The organism is Paenibacillus tritici (genome assembly GCF_018207515.1).
GTDB classification, from domain to species: domain Bacteria; phylum Bacillota; class Bacilli; order Paenibacillales; family Paenibacillaceae; genus Paenibacillus_AQ; species Paenibacillus_AQ tritici.
This window is the reverse complement of record NZ_CP073365.1, coordinates 5,574,277-5,592,065: the sequence shown is the minus strand read 5'-3', so window position 1 is coordinate 5,592,065 and position 17,789 is coordinate 5,574,277. Positions and strand designations below refer to the sequence as shown.

The window sequence follows — 17,789 nt, the reverse complement described above, 5'->3', positions numbered from 1 at the left end:
TATTACTTGAGGTGAAATTGAGCAATTGTTGAAAGTGTACTGATAAGATTACCGCATGGAAACAAATAATCTTTTAATATATTTATTAAGGAGAACTGAATATGAACGTTTGGAATGGCAAAGGTCTAACAATAGGTGAATTCACAGCCAAGCTTCCGATTATTCAAGGTGGAATGGGTGTAGGAATTTCTCTTAGCGGTCTTGCTTCAGCGGTTGCTAATGAAGGCGGGATCGGGGTAATATCTGTTGCAGGGATTGGGATGGAGGAAAAAGATTTTTCCCGAAATTTTCATGAAGCCAATATTAGAGCCCTTAGAAACGAAATTAGAAAGGCCCGCAGCTTAACCAAGGGTATCCTCGGAGTCAATATCATGGTGGCAATGACCAATTATGTGGAGATGGCTAAAGCAGCTGTGGAAGAGGGCATTGATATTATTTTTTCTGGAGCTGGCTTGCCGCTTAGTCTCCCGGAATTTCTAAATGGCTCACAGCATACCAAGCTTGTCCCTATTGTTTCATCTTCAAGGGCGGTCAGCATCCTTGCTAAGAGATGGATAGATAGATATAACTATGCGCCAGATGCAATCGTGGTTGAAGGACCTATGGCTGGTGGACACCTCGGTTTTAAATACGAGCATTTAACTGACCCGGATTATAAGTTGGAAAAATTGGTTCCAGAGGTTGTTAAAGAAGTTAGAAAAGTTGAAGAGAAAGCAGCCAAACCTGTTCCCGTTATAGCTGCAGGTGGGATATACTCCGGTGAAGATATACACAAGATGATGCAGTTGGGCGCTTCAGGTGTGCAGATGGCAACTCGATTTGTAACAACCATGGAATGTGACGCTTCTAACGAATTTAAGAATGCCTATATTAATTGTAGAAAAGAGGATATTGAGATTATTAAGAGTCCGGTCGGCATGCCCGGAAGAGCCATCGTCAATAAATTTATAAATGAAGTGAACTCAGGCAACAAAAAGCCATATACGTGTCCGTATCACTGTATTGTTACATGTAATTATGAATCCTCCCCCTATTGCATTGCCCTTGCATTAATGAATGCGAAAAAAGGAAAAATGAGGAATGGTTTTGCTTTTGCCGGTGAAAATGCGTATAGGACAAATAAAATTATACCTGTTAAGGAATTAATGGATTCCTTAGTCGAAGAATACAACGCAGCTGATGCTAAATCTCCGCGGGGAGGGAATATCGGAGATCTTGACTAAAACGATCCGAAAAAAGGCTAATAGCTGAAACAGTACTTATCTTACCTGGCCTTTATGGATATTCAAAACGTAGAGCGGCTCATGTTGGACGGATTGAAATTCCATGCCAGAAGCATCCTCATACGCCTGTTCCCTGGCACAATTATTTGTATAATCCAGAGTACCATGCGAAAGTTTCTCTGCGGGGGAAAGCACTTGTCTGGAACCATTTGAAAGAAATATCATAAGGGGAAACTGTTATCCTATGTCAGGGATAGCAGACTGGAGAAATCTGGTCTCTTGACATTATCGGTGGCAGAGAGATGATTCACGGCATGGGCAGGACAAGAAGAAGGAGTCAATAGTATAATCACTATTCCTATAATCAATGTTTAGATGATGAGTATGGCCTAAACGAGGGATCACGCTGGGCGTCGACAGCGTCGAGCATGCCTTCAAAGAGGAGACCGAAAAGCATTCTTTATGCGTAGCCCCTTCTGCTGATAACATGGTGGAAAGGGCTTTTCCCTTGTCAAGAAATGCCCCGAAATTCAGTTGTACCAATTCAATTGTTGTCTAATGACCTAGCTCTACTATCTTCAGATCAGGTGGGGTGAGCTCGTTAAAAATTCTCGCACAGTGATGGACGGTCGTCCAATCAGACTCTCCAGCGTTGGATCGGCAGGGGCAAACTCGCCAGCACGACTGGCCAGGAAGAACGTTAAAAACATATCGGCCACATGGTCTTGTAAGCCTTGAGATATTAATTGGGCTCGAAATTCATCATCGGAAACGACGACACGGCGAATGGACCGGCCGGTCAACTCCGTGAGGATAGCAGCAATATCATGTGCCAACTCCGATAATCCGAATAAACGTAGGTCCTCCCGATTCCCGTTCACATAATAGCCTTCTCTCGACTATACCGCCCTCCTTCACAATCCCAATCCGTTATCTATCGCAAAAAAAGCCGCTCCCCGCAAATACGGGAGCGGCTTCGTACATCCCACTCCTTTATTTCCAATCCGTAATCTCGTCCACGGAAAAACGTACCGAAGCCCGGCCTTACGCTGCTGATTTGCCGATCGCGTCGATCAACACCGGGGCGTAGCGCTCAGGGGCGAGGCCGAACGTCACGGCAATGTTCGCTTTGTCGAAGCTTCCCATTGGGTTTGTGTCTTAGCCCCGCGCTTGCGCGGAAAGCATCAGCTGCATGGCGGCGAGTCCGCTGTCCGGCATGACGGATTCGCGCTTGGCCTGAATCGGCATACCGCCGAGCATCGCAGCATCATACTTAGGTAGCGTTCTTTGTGCTCTTGCGGCATGTGCCCTTGTTCGACCGCGCGTCCGTAAATCTCCTCGGCACCGGTCTCGAATCGCAGATCTCCGAAAGGTCAACTCAATTTTATTGGGGTTGGCTTTTTTAATGCCCAAAAAAACATACATATCTCACTAAAGATTGACTCATTTTTGAATGCCGCTGGCGATGTTATATTTGAATTGCCCGCAGGAGAAACCAATACACAAGAAATTGCGGGAAGTATAGTTATAGGAGGTTGACAACATGGAGAGCGGTGTAGCAGTTCAAACCCGCACTAAAAAACGCAAAAACAAGACAGGCTTTCTTGAAGAAATGAAAAGAAATTATCTGCTGTACCTGATGGCCTTGCCGGGGATAGCGGTCATCTTCATCTTTTCCTATTTGCCGATGGGAGGCATTGTCATTGCCTTTCAGGATTTCAATCCCATTAAAGGCATAACGGGTAGCAAGTTTGTAGGATTCTCGAATTTCCGCTTTTTTGTTGAATCAAGTGATACGATTAAGGTCATTGCCAATACGTTGTTTCTGAACACGCTGTTCATTCTGTGCGGGACCATGATTTCCGTAATCATCGCCGTGATGTTCTCGGAGCTGTCCGGCAAATGGTTCAAGCGGGTCAGCCAGACGCTGGTCACTTTGCCGAATTTCCTGTCCTGGACGGTTATTGCGATGTTCTCTGTGTCGCTGCTCTCTTCGGATACCGGGTTGATCAACAAAGTATTGGACATGTTCGGTGTGGCTCCAATATCCTTCTACAGCGAGCCTGGTTACTGGCCACTGATTCTGGTGCTGCTGAAGATCTGGCAGGGTGCAGGGTTCGGCTCCATCGTCTATCTGGCAACGATCACGGGCATAAACCCGGATATCTATGAATCCGCCTCCATCGACGGTGCCAGCAGATGGCATAAAATCCGGTTCATCACACTACCGCTGCTGAAGCCGACGATTATTCTGATGTTGCTGCTGGCTATGGGCGGGATCTTCTACGGAGATTTTGGTATGATATACGCTATTGTAGGCAGAAACGTCTCGCTCTACCCTACTACGGATGTTATAGACACTTATGTATACCGGGCACTGATGGATTTGGGAGATATGAGTATGGCAGCAGCAGTCGGCTTCTTCCAGTCGGTTGTCGGCTTCATCCTTGTCTTCAGCGTGAATATGCTGGCCAAGAAATTCAGTCCGGAGTCAGCACTGTTCTAGCTCCATTATTCCAGTAAGGTAGGTGTAAAGATGATGATTAAAGAATCCAAGGGAGATCGCTTGCTCAAGCTGGCCATGTATGTCTTCCTTATAATGTTTGCTGTATACTGCCTCTTCCCGTTCGTATCCGTAATCAGCAGCTCGTTCTCCACGGAGAACAGCATCTTGAAATATGGCTACTCTATCTGGCCGAGGGAATTCTCGCTCGATGCCTACAAGCTCATATTCAAAGATGATACAATCTACAGAGCTTATGGCGTCACTATATTCGTAACAGTGGTTGGTACAGCACTGGCGATGCTGTTTACCTGCGCACTGGCTTATCCGCTCTCATTGAAGCATCTGAAATACCGTAACGCCATTAACTTCTATGTATACTTTACGATGTTGTTCCACGGCGGTTTGGTTGCCAGTTACCTCCTGATCAGCAAGTATCTTGGAATGTCAGACTCCATTTGGGTATTGATTATCCCCGCGCTGGTCAGTCCGTGGAACATGTTCCTGATGCGCAACTTTTTCAAATCCATCGATGATTCCCTTGCAGAATCCGCCAAGATTGATGGAGCCAATGATATTTACATCCTGTTCCGGATCATCCTGCCGATCTCAATGCCGGCTATTGCAACGGTGGGTTTGTTCTATGCTCTTGCTTTTTGGAACAAATGGTTCGAGGCGATGCTTTATATTTCCGACGATCATCTCTGGCCGCTGCAATATTTGATTATGCGGATTATGAACAATACTCAATTTGCAGCCGAGCTGGCATCTAAAGTCAGTCTGCCTAACTATGTGGTGCCTACACTGACCACGCGCCTGGCTACAACTGTGGTTACCATTGGACCAATCGTACTGCTCTATCCGTTCTTGCAGAAATACTTTGTCAAGGGATTGATGGTAGGAGCTGTTAAGGGCTGAGCCGGGGAGCAAATGCCCACAAAATGTTTGACTAAATTCGCCTAACAAGCGATTTAGCATATAAAAGCACAATAGAAAAGGGAGGCAATGAAATGAAAGGAAAACTTCAAATAACCGCTTCACTGGTTGTAACCGCTTCACTTCTAGGATCATTGACTGCATGCTCCGGCAACGGAAACAACTCCGGATCAAACGAAGTTGCAGCCACGCCCGGAGCCGCCAATACAACTGCAGCGCCTGATGCGGCAACGCTTAAGGTCATGCTCTTTGGCGACAAGCCGGTCGATATGGACAAGGTACTGGCTGAATACGAGAACCGTACCAAGGATACCTTGAATACGAAGCTTGACATCGAATTCAACCCAGCCGCTGACCACAAGCAGAAAACCAAGCTGAAGCTGGCTGCGGGTGAAGCGATTGATCTGATGTTCGATGCTCCGTGGATGAACCTGAGCCAGAATATTTCCCAGGGCTTCTATCAGGAGCTGGATAAATATTTCAACAACGATGCCTATCCGGGACTCAAAAAAGCGTTCTCTGAAGAATTCCTGAATGCGAACAAGACAAACGGTCATATCTATGCTGTTCCAATTACCAATATGTATTATGATTCCGAGGTTGTATTCATCCGCAAGGACCTCCGCGAGAAATACGGTATGCAGCCGATCCAGTCCTATGACGATCTGAAGACGTACCTGGATAATGTGAAGAAAAATGAGCCAAACATGATTCCGTTTGCGCTGATGGGCGACCGAGGATTCTTCAAGATGTTCGGTACCGAAGAGAAGCAGACGCAAGTTCGCACCGAGCCGTATGCAATTGCCGGTACAGGCACTACCTTTAACCTGATGCTCTCGGAGGATGGCAAGAAGGTTCTGGGCGCAACAACACTTGGCGATCCAACAGATGAATTTGCCAAATATCCAGCTCCGTTCAATACCTCAGATTATTTCTATGGTACGAACGACAAGAAGGTTGAATGGAATCAGTATGTACAGAAGGATGTACTTAATGAGAAGGATCCCGGCGCATTATTCGTCAGTGGCAAGTCGGCGGCAAATGAAGGGACAATCAATGGTTATGCAAGTATGAGAGACCGTTTGAAAAGTGCTGTTCCAGGTGCCGAGCTGGAGTTCTTCGTTTACAACTCTAAAATCCGCAATCTGGAAAAAGAAGCGATTGGAACTGAATACAAAGCATGGAACTATCTTGTAGTCCCAGCTACATCAAAGAACGCCGATCGCACGATGCAATTCCTGGATTGGCTGTTCAGCAGTCAGGAAAATCATGATCTATTCGAGCTTGGGATTGAAGGAACACATTGGGAAAAATCGGGCGATACCAATTACAAGACAACAACCAATACGCAGAATTATGCCTTCCCTGGCTATGAGTTGACCTGGAATCCAACACTGTCCCGCGTCAATGCCGAGAACAGCGAGGATGCTCTGAAGCTGATTACCTACCAAACGGAAGCCAGTACGTATTACAAGCTTCCACTAGCCGGATTTGTGTTCGATACGGAGCCGGTTAAGACTGAGATTGCAAAGATACAGCCGAAGGCAGCAGTGCTTGATCCGATTGTGAAGAACGGTCTTGACAAGGACTGGCGCCAGAGTGCCGAGAAGCTCAACAAGGATCTGCGCAATCTTGGATTGGAGAAGGTACGTGCCGAACTGATTAAGCAGGCTCAGGCTTTCCTAGACCAGAATCAGCAATAATTACTTCAGTCATTTATTCCATATAGCACAGCAACCCGAGCCTTGAACAAGGCTCGGGTTGCTGTGCTGACAGCGGCAAAGGATAAGCCAACACTTTTTTTTCTCCAGGTTAAAAGGTAAACTTGTAGCAATCAAACATCAACCGGTTATAGGGAGGAGGTGTGGCTTGAAATATCGAAACCGTCTGTTCTTTAAATTCTCCCTGGCTTTTATTCTGGTCGGCCTGATCCCCATATTTATTTTTAGCCTGCTGTCCCTGTATCCGTTCATCGGCCAAATTGAGCGTCACACTGTGAATAATATTAGACAAATGATGCTCTATATGAGCAATAATGCAGATGATATCTTTTATGATTATGATGAAATTTCTAAGGCCATGTATACACGAACGGATGCCTCAAACATTTTTGTACGAAATGCTGCCTTAGTATCCGGGGAGGACGAAGCAGTCAATCCATCCACCATGGACGATTTCATCAAAAGCATTCTGTTCAACGATTCTCATGTCCAGAATGTATTGTTCGTCCGCCCGGACAAAACGATCTACCAGCAATCTCGCGGCAACAAGCGGCTGAGCGAGTTCGAGCTGTTCCCGCCTGTAGGCTGGGAATATTGGCTGCGAGACAATCCGAAGAAGCTGGGGATTTTTGCTTATCATATGGAAGCTTATTATGACTCACAGGACCTGGTAATCACATTTGCGCGCAACTGGATCGATACGGCTAAGGGGGTGCAGAATCCGGTAAAGCGGTATGGGACACTGTATATCGATCTGGATATTGGTGTATTCGACAATCTGTTGAGTCAATCGAGGCTAGGTGCGCGTGACGAGATCTATATAGTGGATCAGAATGATATCATCCTCTACTCGAACAGACGTGACCGGATCGGCGGAAGGTTTGATGAATTTTCGGTTAAATCCCGCGGTAATATGATGGTGTTCACAGAGCCCATTTCCCACATCCAGGGGAGAATTGTGGGTCTGATTGCCAAGGAAGATATTTACTCGCCAATTATCCGGACCCGCAATATGGTCTGGCTGGCTGCGCTGTTCAGCTTGTGGGCTATGCTCTTGCTGGGACTGCTCTTCTCAAGAACCTTCACCAAGCCCATTCTTCTGCTGATGCGTCATATGATTAAGGTGGAGTCGGGAAATCTGGAGACCGTTGTTGTGCTGCGCCAGAAGGATGAAATGGGCAGGCTGGCTAACGGCTTCAACCGGATGGTAGAGCGTCTAAGGGAATTTATCAATGAAGCGTATGTCAATGAGATCAAGCGCAAGCAGGCGGAGCTGAACGCACTCAAAAGTCAGATTCGTCCGCATTACCTGTACAACACGCTTGAGGTGATCCGCATGAGCGCGCTCGTGGGCGGTGACCGCAAGGTAGCCGATATGATCCATTCGCTGTCAGACCAGTTGCAGTATGTGATTGATTATGGCGATGAATCGGTCACGCTGGGGCAGGAGCTGGAACATTTGCGACATTATTTTCATCTGATTGAGGTGCGGTTCTATAACCAGATTGTGCTGGAGGTTGAGGCTCAGCAGCCGGAGCTGCTTCAAACCAAGGTGCTGAAGCTAATTCTTCAGCCGCTGGTGGAGAATGCGGTCGATCATGGTATCCGGCCGAAGGGGGGGAAAGGGATGGTGCTGATTACTATTGAGTCCGGCGAAACTGGGAAGCTTGGCATAACCGTCTATGACAACGGGGTTGGAATAGAGCCGGAAAAGCTTGCTGTCCTACGCAGCGGCTTGACTGGACCGTTTGGCAATAACGGCAAGAACATCGGGATCACGAATGTTCATGAGCGCATCAAAGCGGCATTTGGCGAGCCGTACGGACTGGATATCGAGAGCACTCCGAATGTCGGCACCTCGGTTCGACTTTTACTTCCTTTAAGACTGGAGGCAGAGCATGAGAAAGATAACAATGATAGTGGCTGACGATGAACCGGTCATTGTCAATGGACTGAAGCTGATTATTGATTGGGACAGCCTGGGTGTCGAAATTATCGGTGAGGCGATGGACGGACAGGAGCTGCTGCGGCTGCTTCGGGAGAAAGAGCCGGATCTGATCGTCAGCGATATCTGTATGCCTGGGCTGTCGGGCATTGATGTGTTGCGTGAGATCAGGAAGTCGGACAGTCCGAGTAAGGTGATCTTCATCAGTGCATATAAGGAATTTGCTTATGCGCAAGATGCTCTGAAGTACGGTGCGCTGAATTATCTGGTTAAGCCTGTCGATACTGCAGCCTTGGAGCAGGTGGTGCAGGATGCCGTTGCGGTCATCCGCAATGATTCCATGGAGGAGAGGAACCGGGGCAAGCTGGAGTATCTGGAGCGCAATGTCCGCGTAAGGACGACAGAGGAACTATTGGACCGGTTAACCGATGGAGATGAAGGAGCAATCCCTGAGCTTGAGCGTATAGGCCAGTTCTGGGCGGATAGGCAGCATGCTGTCTGTGTTGCCGAATGGGGCCGGGTGTCGCCTGAAGAAGGGCGCTGGCAGGAGCGGGAGCGGAAGCTGATTGATTTTGCGGTGGCGAATATTATGGGCGAGATTGTTCGAGGCATTCCGGGCAGCGCTTTCTTTAGGAAAAAGGATGCCTTCTGTTGTCTGCTGGCTGTCGACGAGCTTGATCAGGCTGTTCAATTGGCAAACAACATTCGGGACAGTGTGAAAAGCTATCTGAAAATCGATCTGGCTATCGGTATAGGCAGACTTATGCCAAATGGCCGGGATGCGGTAGCCTCCTACAGGCAGGCGCAGGCAGCACTGGAACGGGCCTACTTTATAGGTCAGGGGCAAGTTCTGTCCCACAACTCCCTTCAGGAGCAGTCCGGTGAGTATCAGGCCACAGCGCATCAAGCCAAACTTCTGCAGGCGATGCTTACAGCTTCGCCCGATGCAGAGCTGTCCAGCACTGTCTCCGAGCTGTTGGATACGCTCCGGCTGACATCGGCGGGCAGCAAGCATGCGGCCCTGACTGGTTTCTACTCTACACTCATGCTGCTGCGTCAGGAATTGAACGGCATGGGCGTTACACTGGAGCTGCTGGAGGAATATGCCCATTCTTTCCTGCAAAGGATGAGCGGAATTGCGACTTTACCGGAGATGGAGAGCTGTTTCCACGAATCGCTGGAAGAAATTCAGCGGCAGTTGAAGACCAAGCTTGGAAGCAGGGAAATCATACAGATCAAGCAGGTGAAGGATTATATTGAGAGCCACTATGCTGAGAATATTACGCTGGATAAAATATCTGGACTGCTCTATATGAATTCATCGTATTTTAGCACCTTCTTTAAAAAGCATACCGGAGAGAACTACAAGCAATATCTAACAGATGTGCGGATGAAGCATGCACGGCGTCTGCTGCTTCAAAGTGAATTGATGATTTATGAGGTGGCTGAGCAGGTAGGCTACAGCAATGCCCGGCTGTTCAGTGAAATATTCCGCAAGCACTTCGGAATGATTCCGCATGAATACCGGCAAACGAAGGGAAAGCTTGTATGATGGGTCCGAACAGCAGAACGAAAGGATGGAGCCTGAAACACAGCTTGAGAAACGTGATTAGTCTTCTGCTTGCACTCACTTTGATCCTCACTACGGCATCCTGCAGTGCATGGGAAGGAATGGGCAATTTGTCTGACGAACTGCCGGCTGATTCCGAGGCGATTGTGGTTTCGATTACCTTTGCCATGGGCGACAGCGCTCATCAGAAAGGGATTCAGACGGTGATCAATGATTACAAAAAATCGCATCTGAATGTGCAAATTCAGGTGATCAATAACACGCAGCAGGCTAAGGGCTATGCTGACGATCTGGCGCTGCTGGATGCAATGGATAGCTTTCCCGATCTTATGGAAATGCGCGATACCCAGATGTTCGCGGATGCGGGTCTGTTGGCGGAGCTGCCGGTCGGGGTGCAGGAGCTGTTTGGGGACATTCCGCAAGTGAACGGGAAAGTGTATACCGCGCCGTTGCAGGTGGAGATGCCCCAAGGGATAATCTATGATAAACAGCTCTTCCGGCGACTGCAGCTCCGGGAGCCGTCCACCTATGCAGAATTTCTGAGCCTCTGCGAGACGATCAAGCAGGCTGGTGTTTCTCCGCTTGTCGTTGGCGGGAAGGATTTATGGCATATGGGGTTCTGGATCACCCATTTCCTCCTGGATGATGTGTATGCATTCGACAGCACCTGGAACCGCAAGCGGAATTCAGGGACGGTTAGCTGGACCGATTCCGGCCCGACCCAAGCGCTGCTTGATCTGAAGGAACTATGGGACAAAGAGTATGTAGTTCCGGGCTTCATGAATGTCTCAGACAGTCAGACCATCGGATATCTGACTGCGGGGAAGGCAGCTATGCTGATGTCAGGTCCCTGGATGTTTACACAGCTGAAGCAAGCAGATCCGGGATTCGATTTCGGCTTCTTCCCTGTCCCAGACCGAAAGGGAGTAGTGCGGATTGTAGGGCTGCCTCTGCCGGCTGGCTGGGCTATCTCGGCCCAGGCGGCTGCAGATCCCGATAAGCTAAGAACTATTGATCAATTCCTTCAATTCTTCTATAGCGCGGAGGAATATCCAAAGTATCTGGAGGCTACTAGCTCATTGCCAGCAACCAAGGAGCCTGTTCAGGTTGAACAGAGTGAAATAATGAACCAGGTTCAGGCGTTACTGAGCAATCCTGACGTTGTGAAGCTGCGCTCCATGGAGAATTTTTGGGGAGACGACGCAATTCCTGCAGGATTCAGGAACGAATTGTATACACTCGTTCAGGATTTCCTGTCGGGTAGCCTGTCGCTCCGGCAGACGCTGGAGCGGGCCGACCACGCCTGGGAGGCGCGGCAAGGAGGGAATTAGGCAGCTATACTGGATGAAGAACGGACAGGGAGAGGAGTATCCAGGGGATAGGAGTGCGAACGGAATAGCGGTAAGAGGCGTCTCTCTGGGAGGCGCCTTTTTGCTTTTGAATTATACGATTCATAAAAAACATACATATGAGTCAAAAGAAAGATGCATTTGCACAGTGCAGAGGCTCGAATACAATGAGGATGAATATCTTGCTAAAGCGCTGTCTTTGAAAGGATGGACGTTTTGGGCTAGATCAAACATAGAAACAGATTAGGGAGACTGTACTCACAAAATATTTTAAGGAGGAAAAAATGAATCAGAGAAGAAATTTTGTTCAACGGTTGTTAACGATTGCTATATCGCTGGGCATGGTGCAAAGCCTGGTTGCACCGCTTGGTCAGGAGCATGCTTTCGCAGACAGCGCCGGCAGTGGGGGCGGGACCGCTTATCAGGTTGAGATTACAGAAGCGGTTACCGATGGATACATTCATCCCGGTGTTGGCCTGACCCGTTCCACACTGGAAACAATGCGCTCTGCGGTGCAGGCACAGCAAGAGCCTTGGTATTCATACTACCGGGCGATGACGGCATCCGCTGCTGCGTCGAAGACAGTGACCTCAAGCAATCAAAGCTCGTCCGACGCCTCCAAGCCGGCAAGTGTTGCCTTTAACAGCCAAGGCTTTAATTCCCGATTTATCGCCGATGGATTGAAAGCGTATACACAATCCCTGATGTATTATATCACAGGCGATGAAACCTACAGGGCCAACGCGATGCATATTATCCGCATCTGGTCGCAGATGGACCCGGCCCAATATGTTTATTTTACCGACTCGCATATTCATACCGGAATTCCGCTGAACCGGATGGTTGCGGCAGCCGAGATTCTGCGCTATTCCAGCTATCAGACGGCTGAGCTGGCCTGGACGGAAAAGGATACGGCTGATTTCACGAATCATCTCATAACGCCGGTGATCGAGACCTTCCAGCATGACAACAACTATTTCATGAATCAGCATAATTATCCGCTGCTTGGCGCAATGGCCGGTTATATCTTCACAAACAACCGTGAGCGCTATAACGAGGCGGTTGAATGGTTCACCGTCAACAAGACTGTGAAGAATCAGGGCTTTAACGGCTCCGTCCAGCAATTGTTCCGGCTGGTAGATACAAATGCGGCAACCGGTGAGAAGCTGGAGAAGCCCGTGGTGCAGCATGTGGAGATGGGCCGTGATCAGGCCCACGGCGGGGGCGACTTGACGAATTCGACCATTATCTCACGGATGCTGCTGGCCCAGGGAACCAAGGTGGACCCTACAGCAGGTACTGTATCTACGGCGGGCAATGCCGTCGGCCCTTATGAATTTTTGAATGACCGTATTCTTGCCGCGGCCGATTATTTTTGGCAATATATGCTTGGCTACGACACGCCCTGGGTTCCTGTGGTGTTCAGCACAGGTCAGAATGGGGAAGCCAAAGGTATCTACCACAGTCTCTCCGATTCTTACCGGGGAAGAATGACGACAGCGAATTTTTGGGATTTGTACTATTACTATACTTATAACAAGGGAATCGATGTTAAGGAGAAGGCGCCTTATTATTATGAAGCGTTCACCAAACGGATTCCTACCCAATTCTATCATCAGGGCGCTCTGCAAAATAACTGGGACAATGTTGACGGGGGCGGCGATTTCTGGTTGTATCTCCCGGCGGCGGCAGCAAATGAAGGCTCAGCGAATCTGCCGAAGGAGCAGCCCAGCGCTGCATTAGTCGAGATCGAGGACCGGTATACAGCCTTCGATAACCGTACAATCACGATGCAGGAAGGGAATGTTGCTTACGTCGAGGTCAAGGCCGATCCGCAGGGCAGCCAGTTCGTTGTCCAGAACCTCTCCTATGCAGACCGCTCCAAGCCCCGGCTAATCGGTCTGAAATTCCGTACCAACGGCTCTGCTGTCCTGCAGCTCAGCAAGGAGAAGTCTTCAATTCCTTACCATACGCTGACGCTGCCGGATACGGGCGGAGAGTGGCGTTATATCACTTATGATATGAGCCTTAACAATGTGTCCTACGGTCAGCTTGATAGTGACTACAATCTGCTCTACCTGAAGGCTATCGGCAACGGAACAACGGTCGATTTGGACCACTTTAATGTACAGGCCGGAACACAGCTTACACCTCCGGTGTTCACCTCTGGGACAAGGAATATTGACACAGTCGGGCTTGGCGGCAGCGCCGTTACACTGGATTTCTCAGCGACTGATTCCGGCTCCGGCGATACACTACGTTACGAGAGCGCTAATCTGCCGCAAGGCGCTATGCTTGACGCAATGACGGGTGCCTTCACGTGGACCCATCCGACTGTGGGCAATTATTCCTTCGTGGTATCCGCTTCGGATGGAACGACGCTGGCCACCAAGCGTGCAACACTTACAATTGCCGGTTCCCGCGAGGCTGCCGTACAAGCGGCATCCCTAGGCTATGTCGCCGGAACGGTCTATACATCGGCTTCGCTTCAGGATTATATGTCAGCAGCCACGGAGACAGAAGGATTGCTTCAGACGGCAGACTCTACCGCATTCGCCGCCCAGCTCATCAAGCTGAAGCAGGCGGCCGACGGACTGGCGCCGCTGACGCTGCGGCTGTCAGACGGAAGCATGGATTATCCGCAACTGGTGTCTTCCTCAACCTTTGGCAGCTCCATCTCTATGCTGACGGACGGTAATAACAACACATTTCCGGTCTATACGCTCGCTCCTTACCCGGATTTGTATCATATTCTGGATTTCGGTCCGGGCTACAAAATCTCGGCCACTGCGTTCAGCCTGCAGAGCCGGATGAATTTCGTGGACCGGATGGCCGGCTCAGCCGTATTCGGCTCTAACGACAAGCTCAGCTGGACCCGGCTGACGCCGGAGGAGACGCCGTTCACGGATGATCTGGCAAGGCTGGAGGTGGACTCCTCCCACCGCAATGAGCGTTACCGGTTCATTAAGATTCAGATGCTCCATCCGCAGCCCGATGTGCTGAGAAACCTGGTCGGCAACATACTGGAGCTGGGCGAGTTCCGGATATTCGGTGAGCGGCTTGAAACTGTCAACAAGCTGCAGACGGTGTCCATCGGCTCTGACCAGGCTGTGGAGAAGCAGATAACGAACGGTGATACCATCAAGCTGACCTTTAAGTCAACAGAGCCGATTCAATCGGTCAAAGCGGTCATTCAAGGTCAGGAGGCCGCAGTTCAGTCGGATGACCAGCTGAACTGGACAGCAACTGCCGCGGCGAATCGCGGAATGCCAGGCGGAGCTGTACAGTTTCGCATTGAATATACGGCGGCGGACGGGACTGCCGGAGACCCGGTCTATTTCACGACAGACAATTCCCTGCTATATTTGCTTGACCGGCAGCAGTTCATTGATGTCGGTAAGCTGGCCAAAGCGACAGCCTCCGATGCGCCGTTCGGCAACGTAACCAAGGAGGAGGCCGGCCAGTCGATTTTTGATGGCGATACCTCGACCTTCGGAGATTTGCAGACAAGCACAGGATCGTACTATACGGTTGATTTCGGCGCAGGTTCGTCTGTACGGTTGAACCAGATCATGTTGATGCCGCGTGCAAGCCAACCTGGCCGGATGAATGGCATGGTGGTTCAGGGCTCCAATGATAATGTGACATGGACCGATCTGACTGCCAAGACTTCGGGCTCGGTCGCCCAGACCTGGACTTATATTGGTGGAAGTCAAATCTTGATCAGAGAAGCTTACCGCTATATCCGGCTGTTCAACGCCTCCTCCTGGTTCGGCAATATAGCGGAGGTCAAGTTCTACGGGGAATTCACGACAGAGGATTTGAAATCCAAAATGTCTCTCCCTGCCGGTTATACACAAGGCAGCTATTATCTCTACAGTAAAGAAGTAAAGCGGATTGAATCGGTCATGGCCAAGCCGGACTCCGACAGGATGGCGCTGCTCCAGGAGTTTTTTGCAGCAAGCAGTCTGCTGGTGCCGCGCAGTCAGCTGAGCGGGGAGAAGCTCGACATCATATCAACCATGGTCGTTGCCTCCACGAAGCTGGATAAGAAAACCCCTGCGGAGAATGGTTGGAGCGCCTTCGATGGCAATCTCGCAACCTTCACGGATTCCAGTCTAAATCCTTCATGGATTCAGATTGATTTTGGCCAAGACAGGGCACAGGCGTTCAGCTTAATTAAGTTCTATCCCCGAAATGATAAGACGGGAACAGATAGAGATAATATGATCAAGCGTGCCAACGGAGCGATTCTGCAAGGTTCAAGTGATGGTGTGAATTATACGAATCTGTATACGATCAGCGGTGTCGACAGTGCGAAATGGTATACAGCAGATTTAGGGACAACCGAGGATTACCGCTATCTTCGCTATTACACGACCAGCGGCTTTGCCAATGTGGCCGAGCTGGAAATATACGGGCCGCTGATCGACGGCACGCTCCTGGATATTCTTCTGGACGAAGCCGCAGCACTGAAGACCGCAGATTACACAGAGGACAGTTATGGGGCAGTTGAGGCGGCAGCTCTTGCTGCGCTGCCTGTCGCGCAGAATACCGCCAGCACCCAGGCACAGATCGATGAATCCGCGAACACGCTGCGCGCTGCACTGGAAGGTCTTAAAAAGCCACGTATCATTGTGGAGCTGAACCCGGTAACTGTCACGACTGTGGCCAGAACCGCTCCGATATTGCCGAGTGTAGTCCATGCTGTGTACAGTGATCAGACCTCTCAGGATATGCAGGTCAAGTGGGATGAGATCGCTCCGGTCCTATATGAATTGCCGGGAAGCTTCACAGTCTCCGGTGCGGTCTACGGAACAGAGTTGCGTGCCTCGGCATTTGTTCAGGTAAGTCAGGTGGATGAGCCGGTTGACACAGAGCCGCCATCAGCTCCGGAAGGTTTGACAGCGTCGGCTGTCACCGACGGTTCGCTGCTGCTGAGCTGGAAGCCTGCTTCTGACAATGTGGGGGTGGCCCGCTATGAGTTGCTTCAGGACAACAGGCTGGCTGCTACCTTGAGCAGCACTACCTACAGCTACGGCATCGCCGGGCTTGCAGCGGATACGATGTACAGCTTCCAGATTGTTGCCTACGATGCGGCCGGTAATCATGCTTCTAGCGACGAGCATACGTTCAAAACTCTGGCATCCGATCCGGACGGAGGGACACCAGGTAATCCGGACGGAGATACACCGGGCAATCCGGACATAGGAACCGGTACGGCAACGGCTGGCGGAGCGTTCGACGCTGCCGCTGTTACGCAGACTGTGACCGGCAGCCGCATTGAAGCGGAGGCATTGGAGAACGGAGGAAGCGCGGAAGTCGTGCTCGGTATGGAGATCCTGGTGAAGGCATTCTCCGGTGCTGCGGCAGACCGGAGAGTCACCCTTCGAATCAGCGGAGCTGAAACCGCGAGCAACTTGTCGCTGAAGCTTCCGATGGAGGCTTGGCAGCAGGCGAAACAGAAGGGCATCAGCGAAATAGTGATTGAGTCTGGGCTGGCAGGCATCACTCTGCCCGTGGGTGTAATTGATGAGATGTCCAGCGGGGGAACGCTGGCGTTGACGATCTCAAAGGTTAATACTGCCAGTCTGTCTGCCGGACTTGCTGACAGATTGAAAGACATGCCAGTGCTGGAGTTTGGTCTCTCGGTGAACGGCAAGGCGGTTACGACCTTCTTCAAGAATCAATCTGTCGAGTTGCGTATTCCTTATGAGGCTAAGCCCGGCCAGCCGCTGACGGCGCTTGTGGGAGTGTATATTAATGAACAAGGGAATGCGGAGGTGCTGCGCAATTCGAACTACGAGGCAGAACTTGGGCTGCTGACACTGCGCACGGAGCATTTCAGCAAATATGCCGTGATGCTGAATCAGGTAGCCTTCAGCGATGTAGGCGACGACTTCTGGGCTGGGGAGAGCATTACCGCGCTGGCCTCCCGTCAGCTACTGGCCGGTGACGGTGCCGGGCGCTTTGCGCCAGGGCGTGAAATTACCCGGGGGGAATATCTGAAGCTGATGATGGATGCCTATGGCCTTGCGGAAACCGGACATCCGCTGGCTTTCACTGATGCCAAGCCGGGACAATGGTATTCGGATGCTGTAGCAACGGCATCCTCTCTGGGCATTGTTCACGGCTACTCCGATGGCAGCTTCGGGCTGGCACAGCCGATTACCCGTCAGGAGCTGGCAGTCATTGCCGTGCGTGTCTTAAAGGCTGCCGGTATCCAGGCACCGGATGTACAGACTGCTGTATTCACGGATGCTGAGCAGATAGCGGATTATGCAAAAGCTGCGGTTCATACGCTGGGAGGCGCAGGCTGGATGAAGGGCCGTAGCGGCGGGGCCTTTGCTCCTGAGGCGTCCGCCACCCGTGCTGAGGCAGTTGCGATGCTTGCGCGAATGATGAAGCTGGTCTGACCGCAGTTCATGTTGTTGGAGAAGGGGTGCCCTGCAGGGCACCCCTTCTGGCGCTGCGACCAAAAAAAAGCCGCATAATGCGCCAAAAAAACTGGCATATGTCGTCTTCTTCCCCGGAGATACAAT

11 protein-coding genes are annotated in these 17,789 nt (G+C 50.4%); 10 read left to right on the top strand and 1 reads right to left on the bottom strand.

The window, feature by feature from the left end; genetic code table 11:
* The first annotated feature begins 101 nt into the window (after positions 1-101).
* Together KDC22_RS23955 and KDC22_RS34110 are read left to right on the top strand one after the other, a co-directional pair.
* Positions 102-1,223, top strand: coding sequence for an NAD(P)H-dependent flavin oxidoreductase (locus tag KDC22_RS23955; protein ID WP_211720598.1), 1,122 nt, complete (start codon positions 102-104; stop codon positions 1,221-1,223).
* A 20-nt stretch (positions 1,224-1,243) separates the two neighbouring features.
* Complete coding sequence (locus KDC22_RS34110; protein ID WP_485020541.1) at positions 1,244-1,450, top strand: hypothetical protein; 207 nt, start codon at positions 1,244-1,246, stop codon at positions 1,448-1,450.
* A gap of 351 nt (positions 1,451-1,801) precedes the next feature.
* Here the strand turns inward: KDC22_RS34110 and KDC22_RS23950 are convergent, their stop codons facing one another.
* On the bottom strand, positions 1,802-2,059 hold the full coding sequence (locus tag KDC22_RS23950) for a Rossmann-fold NAD(P)-binding domain-containing protein (protein ID WP_211720597.1): 258 nt from the start codon (positions 2,057-2,059) through the stop codon (positions 1,802-1,804).
* A 707-nt stretch (positions 2,060-2,766) separates the two neighbouring features.
* On the opposite strand from KDC22_RS23950, the gene KDC22_RS23945 reads away from it, so the two are divergent.
* From KDC22_RS23945 to KDC22_RS23910, 8 genes are all read left to right on the top strand, one after another.
* Complete coding sequence (locus KDC22_RS23945) at positions 2,767-3,729, top strand: ABC transporter permease (RefSeq protein ID WP_211720596.1); 963 nt, start codon at positions 2,767-2,769, stop codon at positions 3,727-3,729.
* 30 nt (positions 3,730-3,759) lie between these two features.
* Entirely contained in the window at positions 3,760-4,644 is an 885-nt protein-coding gene (locus KDC22_RS23940) for a carbohydrate ABC transporter permease (RefSeq protein ID WP_246552932.1), read from the top strand.
* Positions 4,645-4,736: 92 nt separating this feature from the next.
* Positions 4,737-6,365, top strand: coding sequence for an extracellular solute-binding protein (locus tag KDC22_RS23935; protein WP_211720595.1), 1,629 nt, complete (start codon positions 4,737-4,739; stop codon positions 6,363-6,365).
* 166 nt (positions 6,366-6,531) lie between these two features.
* Complete coding sequence (locus KDC22_RS23930) at positions 6,532-8,310, top strand: sensor histidine kinase (RefSeq protein WP_211720594.1); 1,779 nt, start codon at positions 6,532-6,534, stop codon at positions 8,308-8,310.
* The gene (locus KDC22_RS23925; RefSeq protein WP_211720593.1) at positions 8,282-9,880 is read left to right on the top strand and encodes a response regulator; all 1,599 of its coding nucleotides are present in this window, start codon (positions 8,282-8,284) and stop codon (positions 9,878-9,880) included. Before KDC22_RS23930 ends, KDC22_RS23925 begins: the two co-directional genes overlap by 29 nt.
* A gap of 128 nt (positions 9,881-10,008) precedes the next feature.
* Entirely contained in the window at positions 10,009-11,229 is a 1,221-nt protein-coding gene (locus KDC22_RS23920; RefSeq protein WP_211720592.1) for an ABC transporter substrate-binding protein, read from the top strand.
* Positions 11,230-11,242: 13 nt separating this feature from the next.
* A complete protein-coding gene (locus KDC22_RS23915; protein ID WP_211720591.1) occupies positions 11,243-11,494 on the top strand; it encodes a hypothetical protein in 252 nt (83 codons plus the stop codon).
* A 37-nt stretch (positions 11,495-11,531) separates the two neighbouring features.
* Entirely contained in the window at positions 11,532-17,663 is a 6,132-nt protein-coding gene (locus KDC22_RS23910; RefSeq protein ID WP_211720590.1) for an S-layer homology domain-containing protein, read from the top strand.
* Positions 17,664-17,789 lie beyond the last annotated feature (126 nt).